The following is a 14,405-nucleotide window of genomic DNA, read 5'->3' on the forward strand; positions in this document are numbered from 1 at the left end:
AGGGAAAGGTAAACAAAGATGGTACAGGTGAGAGTGCACCAGCCGGTCAACACCGACGGCAGTATCAATCTCGAAGCATGGCTGGATCATGTGGTCAGCGTCGACCTGGCGCTGGACCGGGAAGCCCTCAAGGCGGCCTGCGAGTTCGCTCAGGACATAGAGAAAAAAGGTAACCCGGCCAAGCATTCCTGGGCCGACGGTACCTCGAGCTTCCAGGCGGGCCTGGAGATCGCCGAGATTCTCGCCGACCTCAAGCTCGACCAGGACTCCCTCGTGGCGGCGGTCATCTACCGTGCGGTGCGTGAAGGCAAGGTGACCCTGGCCGAGGTGGGCCAGCGTTTCGGCCCGGTGGTGTCCAAGCTGATCGACGGCGTGCTGCGCATGGCGGCCATCAGTGCCAGCCTCAGTCCGCGCCATTCGCTGGTGCTGGGCTCGCAGGCGCAGGTCGAGAACCTGCGCAAGATGCTCGTGGCGATGGTCGACGACGTGCGCGTGGCGCTGATCAAGCTGGCCGAACGAACCTGCGCCATTCGTGCGGTGAAGGGCGCCGACGACGAGAAGCGCAACCGCGTGGCCCGCGAGGTGTTCGACATCTACGCGCCGCTGGCCCACCGCCTGGGCATCGGCCACATCAAGTGGGAGCTCGAAGACCTCTCGTTCCGCTACCTGGAACCCGACCAGTACAAACAGATCGCCAAGCTGCTGCACGAGCGCCGGCTCGACCGCGAGCGCTTCATCAGCGACGTGATGAACCAGCTGCAGAACGAGCTGCTGGCCACGGGCGTCAAGGCCGACATCAGCGGCCGGGCCAAACATATCTATTCGATCTGGCGCAAGATGCAGCGCAAGGGCCTGGAGTTCAGCCAGATCTACGACGTGCGCGCCGTGCGCGTGCTGGTGCCCGAGATGCGCGACTGCTACACCGCGCTGGGCATCGTGCATACCCTGTGGCGGCACATCCCCAAGGAGTTCGACGACTACATCGCCAACCCCAAGGAGAACGGCTACCGCTCGCTGCACACCGCGGTGATCGGCCCCGAGGGCAAGGTGCTGGAGGTGCAGATCCGCACCCATGCCATGCACGAGGAGGCCGAACTGGGCGTTTGCGCGCACTGGCGCTACAAGGGCACCGACGTCAAGCCCAGCTCCAACCACTACGAGGAGAAGATCTCGTGGCTGCGCCAGGTGCTGGAATGGCACGAGGAACTGGGGGACATCGGCGGCCTGGCCGAACAGCTGCGCGTGGATATCGAGCCGGACCGGGTGTACGTGTTCACCCCCGACGGCCACGCCATCGACCTGCCCAAGGGCGCCACGCCGCTGGACTTCGCCTACCGCGTGCACACCGAGATCGGCCACAACTGCCGGGGCGCCAAGATCAACGGGCGCATCGTGCCGCTCAACTACAGCCTGCAGACCGGCGAGCAGGTGGAGATCATCACCAGCAAGCACGGCAACCCGAGCCGCGACTGGCTGAACTCGAACCTGGGCTACGTCACCACCTCGCGGGCGCGGGCCAAGATCGTGCACTGGTTCAAGCTGCAGGCCCGCGACCAGAACGTCGCCGCCGGCAAGACACTGCTCGAGCGCGAACTCAACCGTCTGGGCCTGCCGCAGGTGGACTTCGAGCGCCTGGCCGAAAAGGCCAACCTCAAGACTGCCGAAGACATGTTCGCCTCGCTGGGCGCCGGCGACCTGCGCCTGGCGCACCTGGTCAACGCCGCGCAGCAACTGGTGGAGCCGGACCGCATCGACCACATCGAGCTGGTGCCGCGCAAGGCCACCGGCTACAAGCCGGGCAAGCGCGGGGATATCCAGATCCAGGGCGTTGGCAACCTGCTGACGCAGATGGCCGGGTGCTGCCAACCGCTGCCGGGCGATGCCATCGTCGGCTACATCACCGTGGGCCGTGGGGTGACCATTCACCGCCAGGACTGCGCCTCGGTGCTGCAACTGGCCGGTCGCGAGCCGGAGCGCATCATCCAGGTCAGCTGGGGCCCGGTGCCGGTGCAGACCTACCCGGTGGACATCATCGTGCGTGCGTATGACCGCCCGGGCCTGCTGCGTGACGTGTCGCAGGTGCTGCTCAACGAGCGCATCAACGTGCTGGCGGTGAATACCCGTTCGAACAAGGAGGACAACACCGCGCTGATGTCGCTGACCATCGAGATCCCGGGCCTGGACGCCCTGGGGCGCTTGCTGGGGCGCATTTCGCAGTTGCCCAACATCATCGAGACGCGGCGCAACCGTACGCCTTGAGGGCGCCATTGCGGGCAGGCCCGCTCCTGCAGGATCCTTGTGGGAGCGGGCTTGACCCGCGATGAGGCCAGACCTGCCGAACAGAGAGCACACGATGTACACCCTAGACGACCTGCTCCACCTCATGGCCCGCCTGCGCGACCCGCAGTACGGCTGCCCGTGGGACCTCAGGCAGACCTACGCCACGATCATCCCGCACACCCTCGAAGAAGCCTACGAGGTGGCCGACGCCATCGAGCGCAGCGACTTCGAACACTTGCAGGGCGAACTGGGCGACCTGCTGTTCCAGGTGGTGTATTACGCCCAGCTGGCCCGTGAAGAGGGCCGTTTCGAATTCGCCGGGGTGATCGACAGCATCACCCGCAAGCTGATCCGTCGCCACCCGCACGTGTTCCCCACCGGCGAGCTCCATGCGCCGCTGGACCTGCCACGGCTCGATGAAGAACAGGTCAAGCAGCGCTGGGAAGAGATCAAGGCCCAGGAGCGCGCCGAAAAGGGTGAGCCCGAACAACTGTCGCTGCTCGACGACGTGCCGGCGGCCTTGCCGGCCCTGTCGCGTGCGGCCAAACTGCAAAAGCGTGCGGCCCAGGTCGGATTCGACTGGGACGACCCGTTGCCGGTGCTGGACAAGGTGCGCGAGGAGCTCGACGAAGTACTCCAGGCCATGGCCGACAACGACCCGGCGGCGCTGGCCGACGAGGTGGGCGATTTGCTGTTCGCCACCGTCAACCTGGCCCGCCACCTCAAGCTGGACCCGGAAAACGCCCTGCGTGGCGCCAATCGCAAGTTCGAACGACGTTTCCGTTTTATCGAACAGGCATTGCGCGACATGGGGCGCCCGATTGAAGATTGCACCCTCGAAGACTTGGACGCGCTCTGGGGCGAAGCCAAACGTCAGGAAAAGAACCTGCCCAGCTGCGGCTGAGCTGTTGCATAAGTGAGTGAACACCGATGAGCCTTTCCCTTCGTGACCAACTGCTCAAAGCCGGCCTGGTCAACCAGAAGCAGGTCAAGCAGGTCAGCAAAGAACAGAAGAAACAGAAACGCCTGGAGCACAAAGGCCAGGTCGAAGTCGACGACACCCAGCAGCGCCTGGCCAAGGAAGCCATGGCCGAGAAGGCCAAGCGTGACCAGGAGCTCAACCGCCAGCAGCAGGAAAAGGCCGAGCAGAAGGCCCGTGCCGCCCAGGTCAAGCAGTTGATCGAGGTGTCGCGCCTGCCCAAGCTGACCACCGAGGACTACTACAACTTCGTCGACGACAAGAAGGTCAAGCGCCTGTCGGTCAACGCGTTGATGCGCAGCAAGCTGAGCAGCGGCTCGCTGGCGATCGTGCAGCATGGCGGTGGCTACGAGGTGATCCCGCGCGAGGCCGCGCTGAAGATCCAGGAGCGCGACCCGCAGCGCATCGTGCTGCTCAACACCCAGGTCGAAGCGCCGGATGCGGACGACCCGTACGCCGCCTACGTCATCCCGGATGACCTGATGTGGTAAGCCTGCTGGGCTAGACACGACAAACCCCGCCTCGGCGGGGTTTGCTGTTTCTGAAGACGGGGAATTACTGGGGTTGGCGCTTGGCTTCGAGGTACTCCAGTTCGATCCGGTAGCTGTGGGCTTCCTGTTCGTTGTGGAACATGCCGACCAGTTGGTCCTGCTGATGCACATCCCAGATACGCACGCCTGCGGCCAGGCCTTCGTGGGACAGTTTCGATTCATCGCGCTCAGTTACTTTGACAGTCATCTGCTAACTCCAAATCCAGTTAACTGCGGCACCGTGTCGCAGGTCTCTTTTATAGAATTTGTTAGCAGCCTAAGTAAATGCTTGGCGCATGAAACATCTTTCATGCCGCACGGTCGAGGCGACTCCTTCGCCAGCAAGGCTGGTGTCTGCAGGGAGGGCCACGCCACAAAAACAAAACCCCGCACAAGGCGGGGTTTCGGGTAATGCACGCTAGCGGCCTGTCAGCTGCCCTTGACCGACTTGCCGTCGACCGTGCCGTCCTGCAGCACGATCACGTACTCCTTGCCGTCGGTCTCGACCTGGCGCAGTTGCACCAGCAGGTAGTCCCAGTCCTTGGCGAACCACAGCTCGGTGACGCGCTTGCTCTGGCTCGGGTCGCGCACGCGCTCGACCTTGATTGCATCGACCTGGCCGGTCTTGGTGCTGACCTTCTCGGTACCCAGCACGCGGAAGTCGTAGGTGTCGATCTCGTCGCCATCCACCACCTGGTAGGTCATGCTCTTCTTGCCGGCTGCCACGTCATGCTGCAGGGCCAGCTGGTAGGACGACTTGTCCAGCACGCCGCGGTTGAGCGGCAGGTTGACCGCGTCGCCACGGTCGGAGCCGGTGATCTTCTTGCTCGACCAGTCGAAGTCCAGGTCGACCTTCTTGGCCTTGCCCAGGCCGCCACGTTCGAAGTGGTAGGTCTGCGGCAGCAGGGTGTCCTTGTCCAGGCGCAGGGTACTTTGTTCGGTCAGGCTGGCAATCATCATCGAGGCCTTGAAGTTGAGGCTCCAGGTCCCGTTGGCGTTCTTGGCCAGGCTGCGCTCGGCGGTGCCGCTCATGGGCAGTTGCTTCCAGTCGGCGGTGTAGCTGGCCGAAAAAGGCTTCAGATCGGCTGCCTGAAGCGGCAGTGCAAGCACGGCAAGTGCGAAGAGCAGGGCACGACGCATAAAATCTCCTAGGGTCGAATCAAGTGGCCGCTGGCCGCCAAGGGCTGGCCATCCAGTAGAGCACCGTGCTCGCCAAGGCGCAAACGGCCTTCGGCGAACCAGCGCACCGCCAGCGGATAAATCAGGTGTTCCTGGCTGTGAACCCTCTGGGCCAGTTGCGCCGGCGTGTCATCCGAGACTACCGGTATCACAGCCTGTACGACCAGTGGCCCGCCATCGAGTTCCTCGGTGACGAAGTGCACACTGCAGCCATGCTCGGCATCCCCGGCTTCCAGCGCCCGCTGGTGGGTATGCAGGCCCTTGTACTTGGGCAGCAGGGAAGGGTGGATATTGAGCAGGCGGCCGTGGTAATGGCGCACGAAACCGGCACTGAGGATACGCATGAAGCCGGCCAGCACCACCAGCTGCGGGGCAAAGCCGTCGATCAGCTCGACCAGCGCCGCGTCGAAGGCCTCGCGGCCGTCGAAGGCCTTGTGGTCGAGCACGGCGGTGTCGATGCCCGCATCGCGGGCGCGCTGCAGGCCGTAGGCATCGGCGCGGTTGGAGATCACCGCGCGGATCCGCACCGGGCTGTCGCCGGTGCGGGTACTGTCGATCAGGGCCTGCAGGTTGCTGCCGGTGCCGGACAGCAGCACCACTACATCACAAGACGTGCTCGGCATCAGTGCGCCTTGAGGTTCTTCAGCTCGACCTGGGCGGCGCCTTCGGCAGCGGTGGCGATCTGGCCGATCACCCAAGGCTGCTCGCCGGCTTCGCGCAGCACGTTCAGGGCGTTGTCGACCTGATCCTGACCCACGCAGATCACCATGCCCACGCCGCAGTTGAGTACGCGGTGCATTTCGGTCTCGTCGACGTTGCCCTGCTGCTGCAGCCAGTCGAATACCGCCGGGCGCTGCCAGCTGGCCACGTCGACCACGGCCTGGGCGCCTTTTGGCAGCACGCGCGGGATGTTGTCGAGCAGGCCGCCACCGGTGATGTGGGCCATGGCCTTGACCGCGCCGGTGTCCTTGATCAGCTTGAGCAGCGGCTTGACGTAGATGCGGGTCGGGGCCATCAGCAGTTCGGTCAGCGGCTTGCCGTCGAGCTGGACGTTCTGGATGTCGGCGCCGGCCACTTCGATGATCTTGCGGATCAGCGAGTAACCGTTGGAGTGCGGGCCCGACGATGGCAGGGCGATCAGGGCGTCACCGGCAGCCACCTTGGAGCCGTCGATGATCTCGGCCTTTTCCACCACGCCGACGCAGAAGCCGGCCAGGTCGTAGTCTTCGCCTTCGTACATGCCCGGCATTTCAGCGGTTTCGCCGCCTACCAGCGAGCAGCCTGCCAGTTCGCAGCCGGCGCCGATGCCGGTGACCACGTCAGCCGCGGTGTCGACGTTGAGCTTGCCGGTGGCGTAGTAGTCGAGGAAGAACAGCGGCTCGGCGCCGCACACCACCAGGTCGTTGACGCACATGGCGACCAGGTCCTGGCCGATGGTGTCGTGCTTGTTCAGGTTCAGTGCCAGGCGCAGCTTGGTGCCCACGCCGTCGGTGCCCGAAACCAGCACCGGCTGCTTGTAGCCGGCCGGAATTTCGCAGAGGGCGCCGAAGCCCCCCAGGCCGCCCATGACTTCCGGGCGCGCCGTGCGCTTGGCGACGCCTTTGATGCGTTCGACCAATGCTTCACCGGCGTCGATGTCTACACCGGCGTCCTTGTAGCTCAGGGAGGGTTGCTTGCTCATGATCCAGGCCTTTAGGGGGAGGGATTCGGGGGAATCGACCGGCACCTGCCAGGCATTGCGAGGGTTTTCCTGCTGCCTGAGCGTCGCCGGTCTGCGAAGGCGCGCGATTTTATCAGGGTTACCCGGTAGCGGCCATCCTCAGGCCGACGGGCAGGGCCTCATTCGACATAAAAACATTGATTCGGTACGGCCGCTGGTTGCCGCGCCATGGGCTGTATAAGGTATAGGTAATGAAATTTGACCGCAGGGCTGAATGTTTTACCCGCGGGGGTGGTCAGAGCTTCACTTTTCACTGACCGCGCTTTCTATTTACCTGGACAGGAATCCTCCATGCGTTTGCGTTCATACCTGGCCGTTGGCTGCCTTGCCCTGTTTGGCCTGAGCGTTCAGGCCGAAACCCTCACTGGCCTTTATCAGGTGCGCGAGCCGGTCAGCGGCGAGGGCACCGAAGCCCGCGCCCAGGCCACCCAGAATGCCCTGAGTACCCTGGTGGTGCGCCTCACGGGCGACCCCAAGGCGCCGCAGAGTGCGGGCCTGGCAGGGCTACGCAAGGACCCGCAGCAAATCATCAGCCAGTTCGGTTTCGAGGCCGGCCCGCCGGAAACCGTGCTGGTGGATTTCGACCCCGGCAGCACCGACCGGGCGCTGCGCCAGGCCGGGCTGGCCCTGTGGGGCAGCAACCGGCCGGCCATCCTCGGCTGGTGGTTGAACGACAGCGTGGGCGGTTCGAGCCTGGTGGGCGATGGCCAGAGCAGCGCCGAACCGCTGCGCCGCGCCGCGCAACACCGTGGCTTGCCGCTGCGCCTGCCCATGGGCGACCTGAACGAGCAACTGGTGGCCACTGCCAAGAACCTCGAAGGCACCGACCCCGCGCCCCTGCGCGAGGCCTCCGAGCGCTACGCGGCCGATGCGTTGCTGGCGGTGCATGCCACCGAGGGCGAGGGCAAATGGCAGGGCACCTGGCGCCTGTGGCTGGGCGACCAGCGCGAGCAGGGCAAGGTCGAAGGCGCCGATCAGGCCGCCCTGGCCGATGCGGTGATGCTGGCCGTCAGCACGCGCCTGGCGCCGCGCTTCGTCGCGCGACCGGGCACCGGTGGCGAAAACCAGATACAGGTCCAGGGCATGACCCTGGAGCGCTATGCGCAGCTTTTGCAGACCCTTGAGCCGCTGGGCGGGCGCCTGACCTATGTGGACGGCGATACCCTGACCTACACCGTCAGCGGCACCCCCGAACAGGTGCGTGCGCAACTGGGCCTGGCCAGGCTGCAGGAGGTGCCGGCAGAGGCCGCCGCCCCAGCGCCGGTCGCACCCGCAGCCCCAGGCGAGGCCCAGGTGGCTGCGCCCGCACCGTTCACCGGTTTGCGGTTTCGTTGGCAGGGAGCGTGACTGAATGATGGATACACGCCGTTGGGTATGGGTGTTGGGGGTGCTGGTAATCGGCACGCTGCTGTACTTCTTGCACGGGATCCTCTCGCCCTTCCTTATAGGTATCGGCCTGGCGTACCTGGCCGATCCGCTGGTGGACCGGCTGGAGCGCGCCGGGCTGTCACGCACCTGGGGCGTAGTAGTGGTGTTCGCCCTGTTCACCCTGGTGTTCATGGCGATGCTGCTGGTGCTGATCCCGATGCTGGCCAAGCAGTTGGTGCGCCTGTACGAGCTGGCACCACAGATGCTCGACTGGTTGCAGCACGTGGCGCTGCCGTGGGTGCAGACGCGCCTGGGGCTGGCCGATGGCTTCTGGAAGTTCGACAAGATCAAGTCGGCGATCAGCGAGCACATGGGCCAGACCACCGACATCGTCGGCATCGTGCTCAGCCAGGCTACTGCGTCCGGGCTGGCGCTGATCGGCTGGTTGGCCAACATGGTGCTGATCCCGGTGGTGGGCTTCTACCTGCTGCGCGACTGGGACCTGATGATGGCCAAGCTGCGCCGCCTGTTGCCGCGCCAGCGCGAAGAGCAGGTGGTGTCGCTGGCCCTGGAATGCCACGAGGTGCTCGGTGCGTTCGTGCGCGGGCAGTTGCTGGTGATGCTGGCGCTGGGGGTGATCTACGCCGCCGGGTTGATGCTGGTGGGCCTCGAACTGGGCCTGCTGATCGGTATCATGGCCGGGCTTGCGGCCATCGTGCCGTACATGGGTTTCATCATCGGCATCGGCGCGGCATTGATCGCCGGCATGTTCCAGTTCGGCGGCGACCTGTACCCGATGCTGGGCATCGTCGCGGTGTTCATGGTGGGCCAGGCGCTTGAAGGCATGGTGCTCACGCCGTTGCTGGTGGGCGACCGCATCGGTCTGCACCCGGTGGCGGTGATCTTCGCGATCCTGGCCGGCGGCGAGCTGTTCGGGTTCACCGGGGTACTGCTGGCGCTGCCGGTGGCGGCGGTGATCATGGTGTTGCTGCGGCACATGCACGACCTCTATAAAGAGTCGGACATGTATGCTGGTGAAATCGACCCGGACCTTTGAAGGACACCCTGAGTGATGGAACATGAAACCGACCACGCCTGTGCATTGGCAGGCGTGATGGATGCATTGCCGCTGCTGGCCGACGACCTCGACGAGGATGAGGTGGCAGCGGCCCTGCAGCAGCAGGGCTACTCGCGGCACGCGGCCGAGAAGCTCACGATGTTCGTACCCTCGGCGTTTTCCTGGGTGGTGCTCAAGCGTCTGGGGCTCAAGGCGCTGCCCAGTCATTTCACGGCCTATGACCAGGACGACAATGCGGTGCGGATCCCGGTCGCCAATCAGCACTACTTCACCGCGGCGCTGACCCTGGCCTACAACACCTTCGAGAATGGCTGGAGCGCCGCACTACCGCGCAGCACCTTCCAGCGCGTTGCCGGGCGCAGTTCGGAGATGAACGCGGCCAACCAGGTACTGGATAAGGAAGGCTCGCTCGAAGGGGCGAGCATCAACACCGTGGAGCTGTTTCGCCTGAGTGCAGAGGAACTGCTGGAGGATTGACCCATGCCTGCCCCATATGCCGCGCAAGCCTTTGATTTTGCTAACGCATTGTGCGGTTGGCGTCACGGGTATAGACTTTGCGGACTTTTCACCAAAGGCCCCTTGCGGTTCCTCGGGACTGCCCAGCCAGCATGAAACCGATCCAGTTGCCCCTGGGTGTGCGTCTGCGTGATGACGCCACCTTCATCAACTACTATCCGGGTGCCAACGCCGCCGCATTGGGCTACGTCGAGCGACTCTGCGAAGCCGACGCCGGCTGGACCGAAAGCCTGATCTACCTGTGGGGCAAGCAGGGCGTAGGGCGCACCCACCTGCTGCAGGCCGCGTGCCTGCGCTTCGAGCAACTGGGCGAGCCTGCGGTGTACCTGCCTCTGGCGCAACTGCTCGATCGCGGCGTGGAACTGCTCGACAACCTGGAACAGTACGAACTGGTGTGCCTGGACGACCTGCATGTGATTGCCGGCAAGCCGGACTGGGAAGAGGCCATGTTCCACCTGTTCAACCGCCTGCGCGACAGCGGCCGCCGCTTGCTGCTGGCAGCGTCCAGCTCCCCCCGGGAATTGCCGATCAAGCTGGCCGACCTGAAGTCGCGCCTGACCCTGGCGCTGATCTTCCAGATGCGCGCCCTGTCGGATGAAGACAAGCTGCGTGCCCTGCAATTGCGCGCCTCGCGCCGGGGCCTGCACCTCACCGACGAAGTCGGGCATTTCATCCTGACCCGAGGCACGCGCAGCATGAGCGCACTGTTCGACCTGCTCGAACGCCTCGACCAGGCTTCACTGCAGGCGCAGCGCAAGCTGACCATCCCGTTTTTGAAAGAGACATTGGGCTGGTAGGGCCGGCCCAGAGCCTCGGCACATAAAAGTCACATTTTTTTCGATTGAATTTGCAAATCGATCCGATAGAAGGCATAGTCTCGGCTTCATCAAATTCAAGCCACGGTCGTGCCCATGCTAAATCGCTTCGCACCCCTCGTGCCCCTCGCACTTGTGACCTTGCTGTTCGGCTGCGCGACCACCGGTCCCGTCACCCACCAGCAGGCTCCCGCTCCAGTTGCTGCCCAGGCTGCCGCCAAGCCTTCCACCGCCGCGTCGGTGTTCGAAGAAGAGCTGGCCACCGAGCAGGACCTGGAAGCGTTCTCCTCCAGCACCAAGCCCTACGAACTGCCAGCCCTGGCCGACAACATTCTCGAACGTGGCATGTCCCTGATCGGTACCCGCTACCGTTTCGGCGGCACCTCGGAGAAGTCCGGCTTCGACTGCAGCGGCTTCATCGGCTACCTGTTCCGCGAAGAGGCCGGCATGAACCTGCCGCGCTCCACCCGCGAAATGATCAACGTGAAAGCCCCGCTGGTTGCGCGCAACAAGCTCAAGCCAGGCGACCTGCTGTTCTTCAGCACCAATGGTCGCGGCCGCGTCAGCCACGCCGGCATCTATCTGGGCGACGATCAGTTCATCCACTCCAGCAGCCGCCGCAGCGGTGGCGTGCGCATCGACAATCTCGGTGACCGCTACTGGAGCAAGACCTTCATCGAAGCCAAGCGCGCGCTGGCCATGGCACCGACTACCCTGTCGCGTAACTGAGTCTGCGCGTGATGTCCCGCACGGCGGCGTAGCTGAAAAGCTCGCCGCCGTGCGTGTTTACAGAAAACGTCTAATCTAGTTTCTCACCTATTTCCGACTTGGGGTCGGGCGGCTTCAGACAGGATGTTCTGACTATGTCGATACTCGCGCGCGTTGCTGTACTTTCCCTGGCTGCCCTGCTGGGTGCCTGCTCCAGCCATGCCCCGCAGAAACCTCAGGTGGTCGAACCGAAGGTGATGGCGCCCCAGGTGTATTTCTCGCCAGTGGCCGAGGATGTGCTGTTCCGGGCCCTGGGCCTGGTGGGCACGCCTTACCGCTGGGGCGGCAATACCCCGGACTCGGGGTTCGATTGCAGCGGGCTGATTGGCTACGTGTACCGGGACGCGGCGGGTATCGCCCTGCCGCGCTCGACCCGCGAGATGATCGGCATTCGTGCCCCGGACATCGACAAGGGTGCGTTGCAGTCGGGCGACCTGGTGTTCTTCGCCACCAATGGCGGCACCCAGGTGAGCCATGCCGGTATCTACGTGGGCGAGGGGCGTTTCGTGCATGCACCGTCAACGGGCGGTACGGTGCGCCTGGACTACCTGTCCAACAGCTACTGGCAGAAGACCTACCTCAACGCCAAGCGCGTGCTGCAGCCGGCGCACCTGGCGCGCAATCCCTGACAGCGTGGCCTGCAAAGCCGGCTCCAGCAGGAGCCGACCTTGCCGGCGAACACGTCAGCGCAGTGCTACTGCGCCTTGCTTACCCGCCAGATCACATTGCCCACATCGTCGGCCACCAGCACCCCGCCACGCTGATCGTTCACCACACCGACTGGGCGCCCCATGGCCTTGCCGTCCTCGTCGAGAAACCCGGTCAGCAGATCAATGGGCTTGCCCGACGGTTTGCCCGCCGTGCTGAACGGCACGAAGATCACCTTGTAGCCGCTGTGCGGCTTGCGGTTCCATGAGCCGTGCTGGCCGATGAACGCGCCCTGGTCGAACGGCGCCGGCAAGGCGTTCGGCACGGTAAACGCCAGCCCCAGCGAGGCGGTGTGCGGCCCCACCGCATAGTCCGGCGCAATCGCGCTGGCCACCAGCTTTGCATCCTGCGGCTGTACGCGTTCATCCACATGCTGCCCGTAATAGCTGTAGGGCCAGCCATAGAAGGCGCCGTCCTTCACCGACGTGATGTAGTCCGGCACCAGGTCGCTGCCGATCTCGTCACGTTCGTTCACCGCCGTCCACAGCTGCTGGCTATGGGGTTCCCAGGCCAGGCCGTTGGGGTTGCGCAGGCCGGTGGCGAACAGGCGCTGGCTGCCGGTGGCCGGGTCGACCTCCCAGATCGCGGCGCGGCCTTTCTCCTGCTCCATGCCGTTTTCGGCCACGTTGCTGTTGGAGCCCACGGTCACGTACAGCTTCTTGCCGTCGGGGCTGGCGATCACGTTCTTGGTCCAGTGGTGGTTGAGCGTGCCGCCCGGCAGGTCGACCACCTTGGTGCCGCTGCCCTGCAGGCGGGTGGCGCCTGGCTCGTAGGTGAAGCGCAGCAGACGATCGGTGTCGGCCACATAGAAGTCGTTGCCCACCAGGGCCATGCCGAACGGCGAGTTCAGCCCCTCGATGAAGGTGGTGCGGGTGTCGGCCACGCCGTCCTTGTCGCTGTCACGCAGCAGGGTGATGCGGTTGGGGCTGGGCACTCCGGCGCCGGCGCGGCCCATCACCTTGCCCATCACCCAGCCCTTGATGCCCTTGCCGTCATCGGGCTTGGGCGGCGCGTTGGTCTCGGCCACCAGCACGTCGCCGTTGGGCAGCACGTACAGCCAGCGCGGGTGGTCGAGCTTGTCGGCGAAGGCCACCACCTGGGTGCCTGCCGCAGCCTTGGGTTTGCCGCCCTCTGGCCAGCCGATGGCCGGCGCGATGTTTACCGTGGGGATCAGGGTCTTGTTCGGTTCGGGCAGGCGCGGCGACGGGCCGGTGCCATCGGTGACGTCCAGGCGGGCGTTCTCGCCGCAGGCCACCAGCCCGGTGGTGAGTGCCAGCAGTACAGCAATGCGCATGTTGCCCATGATCGGTGTCCCTCGCGAAGTTGGCCGTGTCCAGTAAGGTAGAGGCGGGCACGTCGACGAGGTTCCCTCGACAGGGGCTCAGGCCTGCTTGAGCAGCAGCGCGATGCCGGGGTGGTAGCGGCCCACGTCGTCGTGCAGCTTGCGGTAGCCATAGGGGAACACCCAGGCGATGGCGCATGCATTGTGCTTTTGCAGGTCGTCGACCAGGTCCTGAAGCTCTTCGGGGCTGGCGTGTTGCCCGGCCTTGTACGGGCTGACGAACAGCGCGGCGACCTTGAGCTGGCTGGCATAGCCCACCAGGCGAGCCTGGGCGACGCTCTCCTGCAGGGCATCGGTGAGGTCGAGCTTGCCGACCCGTGGCCAGCGCTGGGTGGCTTGCAGGTAGGCGGTCTCTTCCTTGCTGGCGATCACCAGGTCGCAGTGCGCCGCACGCTCGCCTTCGTCGCGCTGCTTCTTGGTCTGCGCACCCTGCAAGGTCACCAGCTCCGCCTGCCAGGCCGCCGCGCTCAGCACGCCAAGGTTGCTTTGCACGCCTTGCCAGTAGGGGGCGTCGCTGTCGCCCAGGGTCTGGTTGTAGCGCTCCAGGCACTCGGCCCAACGTTCCAGGGCGGGGCGCAGGAACTCCAGACGCGGGTTGTTGATGATCAGACCTTGCATGCCGTGCTCCATTGTTATTGTGGATCGGAGAGGTGCGGATAATGGCTATGTGATATCACTGCAGTGAGTGTGACACAAGATGACATAAATGCCATTGATCCAGACCGCTTCGCAGCGCCTTTGATTGACGCTCATGGCCCAACCCTCTAACCTTCGCGACTTGTTTCAGGTGCTCTGCGGCCAAGGTGCCGGCAGGGTGAAACAGGGAAGCCGGTGGGCACGTGCAACGTGCGATTCCGGCGCTGCCCCCGCAACGGTAAATGAGTCGGGATCGCGCAGGGCCACTGGGTGCAACAGCCCGGGAAGGCGCGCGATCCGGGTCGATCAGACCCGCCCATGAGCCCGGAGACCGGCCTGTCACAGCTCAACGGCATCACGGAGGGTGATGCGCGGTTCTCCCGGCCAGTGGCAGGGCCTGCGCGTTTTCCGTGTGCCATCGCCAACCTGCTGTCGCGCCGACTCGATCCCCCCGGTCCCTGTGCGCGCCAGTTGCCCACGGAGCCT

Annotated in this window: 15 protein-coding genes and 1 riboswitch; of the genes, 9 read left to right on the plus strand and 6 right to left on the minus strand. The window is 64.8% G+C overall.

Translation table 11 applies throughout. The annotated features are described in order from the left end of the window. Positions 1-18 precede the first annotated feature (18 nt). The 3 genes from relA (at position 19) to QMX96_RS03105 (ending at position 3,750) form a co-directional block, all read left to right on the plus strand. Positions 19-2,259 carry a GTP diphosphokinase gene (gene relA, locus QMX96_RS03095; RefSeq protein WP_054914700.1) on the plus strand — a complete coding sequence of 747 codons (2,241 nt, stop codon included), beginning with the start codon at positions 19-21 and terminating at the stop codon, positions 2,257-2,259. A gap of 94 nt (positions 2,260-2,353) precedes the next feature. After that, positions 2,354-3,184 (plus strand): nucleoside triphosphate pyrophosphohydrolase, encoded by an 831-nt coding sequence (mazG, locus tag QMX96_RS03100; protein ID WP_043862555.1) that lies wholly within the window; start codon positions 2,354-2,356, stop codon positions 3,182-3,184. Between the two features lie 26 nt (positions 3,185-3,210). Further along, positions 3,211-3,750 carry a DUF2058 domain-containing protein gene (locus QMX96_RS03105; RefSeq protein WP_043862554.1) on the plus strand — a complete coding sequence of 180 codons (540 nt, stop codon included), beginning with the start codon at positions 3,211-3,213 and terminating at the stop codon, positions 3,748-3,750. 64 nt (positions 3,751-3,814) lie between these two features. Here QMX96_RS03105 and QMX96_RS03110 read toward each other — a convergent pair whose 3' ends face one another. From QMX96_RS03110 to purM, 4 genes are all read right to left on the minus strand, one after another. After that, complete coding sequence (locus tag QMX96_RS03110) at positions 3,815-3,997, minus strand: hypothetical protein (RefSeq protein ID WP_043862553.1); 183 nt, start codon at positions 3,995-3,997, stop codon at positions 3,815-3,817. 221 nt (positions 3,998-4,218) lie between these two features. Then, positions 4,219-4,929 (minus strand): DUF3108 domain-containing protein, encoded by a 711-nt coding sequence (locus tag QMX96_RS03115; protein WP_043862552.1) that lies wholly within the window; start codon positions 4,927-4,929, stop codon positions 4,219-4,221. An 8-nt stretch (positions 4,930-4,937) separates the two neighbouring features. Beyond that, on the minus strand, positions 4,938-5,591 hold the full coding sequence (gene purN, locus QMX96_RS03120; RefSeq protein WP_054914698.1) for a phosphoribosylglycinamide formyltransferase: 654 nt from the start codon (positions 5,589-5,591) through the stop codon (positions 4,938-4,940). Further along, a complete protein-coding gene (gene purM, locus QMX96_RS03125; RefSeq protein WP_043862550.1) occupies positions 5,591-6,649 on the minus strand; it encodes a phosphoribosylformylglycinamidine cyclo-ligase in 1,059 nt (352 codons plus the stop codon). Before purM ends, purN begins: the two co-directional genes overlap by 1 nt. Before the next feature lie 330 nt (positions 6,650-6,979). Between purM and QMX96_RS03130 the strand changes: the two genes are divergently transcribed. The 6 genes from QMX96_RS03130 to QMX96_RS03155 all read left to right on the plus strand — a co-directional run bounded on the left by QMX96_RS03130 (position 6,980) and on the right by QMX96_RS03155 (position 11,862). Continuing rightward, a complete protein-coding gene (locus tag QMX96_RS03130; protein ID WP_058541003.1) occupies positions 6,980-8,035 on the plus strand; it encodes a DUF2066 domain-containing protein in 1,056 nt (351 codons plus the stop codon). Positions 8,036-8,039: 4 nt separating this feature from the next. Then, a complete protein-coding gene (locus tag QMX96_RS03135) occupies positions 8,040-9,113 on the plus strand; it encodes an AI-2E family transporter (protein WP_043862548.1) in 1,074 nt (357 codons plus the stop codon). 15 nt (positions 9,114-9,128) lie between these two features. Next, a complete protein-coding gene (locus QMX96_RS03140; protein ID WP_043862547.1) occupies positions 9,129-9,611 on the plus strand; it encodes a hypothetical protein in 483 nt (160 codons plus the stop codon). A 131-nt stretch (positions 9,612-9,742) separates the two neighbouring features. Then, the gene (gene hda / locus QMX96_RS03145; RefSeq protein WP_043862546.1) at positions 9,743-10,447 is read left to right on the plus strand and encodes a DnaA regulatory inactivator Hda; all 705 of its coding nucleotides are present in this window, start codon (positions 9,743-9,745) and stop codon (positions 10,445-10,447) included. Between the two features lie 114 nt (positions 10,448-10,561). After that, the gene (locus tag QMX96_RS03150; RefSeq protein WP_043862545.1) at positions 10,562-11,194 is read left to right on the plus strand and encodes an NlpC/P60 family protein; all 633 of its coding nucleotides are present in this window, start codon (positions 10,562-10,564) and stop codon (positions 11,192-11,194) included. A gap of 134 nt (positions 11,195-11,328) precedes the next feature. Further along, positions 11,329-11,862, plus strand: coding sequence for a C40 family peptidase (locus tag QMX96_RS03155; protein WP_054914695.1), 534 nt, complete (start codon positions 11,329-11,331; stop codon positions 11,860-11,862). Between the two features lie 65 nt (positions 11,863-11,927). Here QMX96_RS03155 and QMX96_RS03160 read toward each other — a convergent pair whose 3' ends face one another. Both QMX96_RS03160 and QMX96_RS03165 read right to left on the minus strand, forming a co-directional pair. After that, positions 11,928-13,244, minus strand: coding sequence for a sorbosone dehydrogenase family protein (locus QMX96_RS03160; RefSeq protein WP_058541004.1), 1,317 nt, complete (start codon positions 13,242-13,244; stop codon positions 11,928-11,930). Between the two features lie 78 nt (positions 13,245-13,322). Continuing rightward, complete coding sequence (locus tag QMX96_RS03165) at positions 13,323-13,901, minus strand: hypothetical protein (protein WP_058541005.1); 579 nt, start codon at positions 13,899-13,901, stop codon at positions 13,323-13,325. A 150-nt stretch (positions 13,902-14,051) separates the two neighbouring features. Then, a riboswitch (cobalamin riboswitch) is annotated at positions 14,052-14,274 on the plus strand. Positions 14,275-14,405: the final 131 nt, after the last annotated feature.

The sequence above is a fragment of the Pseudomonas sp. PS01300 genome (genome assembly GCF_029960155.1).
Lineage (GTDB): Bacteria > Pseudomonadota > Gammaproteobacteria > Pseudomonadales > Pseudomonadaceae > Aquipseudomonas > Aquipseudomonas palmensis.

Bases quoted from the DNA above. Each gene is read 5' to 3' on its own strand.
- relA (WP_054914700.1), top strand. From the start codon at position 19: ATGGTACAGGTGAGAGTGCACCAGCCGGTCAACACCGACGGCAGTATC.
- mazG (WP_043862555.1), top strand. From the start codon at position 2,354: ATGTACACCCTAGACGACCTGCTCCACCTCATGGCCCGCCTGCGCGAC.
- QMX96_RS03105 (WP_043862554.1), top strand. From the start codon at position 3,211: ATGAGCCTTTCCCTTCGTGACCAACTGCTCAAAGCCGGCCTGGTCAAC.
- QMX96_RS03110 (WP_043862553.1), bottom strand. From the start codon at position 3,997: ATGACTGTCAAAGTAACTGAGCGCGATGAATCGAAACTGTCCCACGAA.
- QMX96_RS03115 (WP_043862552.1), bottom strand. From the start codon at position 4,929: ATGCGTCGTGCCCTGCTCTTCGCACTTGCCGTGCTTGCACTGCCGCTT.
- purN (WP_054914698.1), bottom strand. From the start codon at position 5,591: ATGCCGAGCACGTCTTGTGATGTAGTGGTGCTGCTGTCCGGCACCGGC.
- purM (WP_043862550.1), bottom strand. From the start codon at position 6,649: ATGAGCAAGCAACCCTCCCTGAGCTACAAGGACGCCGGTGTAGACATC.
- QMX96_RS03130 (WP_058541003.1), top strand. From the start codon at position 6,980: ATGCGTTTGCGTTCATACCTGGCCGTTGGCTGCCTTGCCCTGTTTGGC.
- QMX96_RS03135 (WP_043862548.1), top strand. From the start codon at position 8,040: ATGATGGATACACGCCGTTGGGTATGGGTGTTGGGGGTGCTGGTAATC.
- QMX96_RS03140 (WP_043862547.1), top strand. From the start codon at position 9,129: ATGGAACATGAAACCGACCACGCCTGTGCATTGGCAGGCGTGATGGAT.
- hda (WP_043862546.1), top strand. From the start codon at position 9,743: ATGAAACCGATCCAGTTGCCCCTGGGTGTGCGTCTGCGTGATGACGCC.
- QMX96_RS03150 (WP_043862545.1), top strand. From the start codon at position 10,562: ATGCTAAATCGCTTCGCACCCCTCGTGCCCCTCGCACTTGTGACCTTG.
- QMX96_RS03155 (WP_054914695.1), top strand. From the start codon at position 11,329: ATGTCGATACTCGCGCGCGTTGCTGTACTTTCCCTGGCTGCCCTGCTG.
- QMX96_RS03160 (WP_058541004.1), bottom strand. From the start codon at position 13,244: ATGGGCAACATGCGCATTGCTGTACTGCTGGCACTCACCACCGGGCTG.
- QMX96_RS03165 (WP_058541005.1), bottom strand. From the start codon at position 13,901: ATGCAAGGTCTGATCATCAACAACCCGCGTCTGGAGTTCCTGCGCCCC.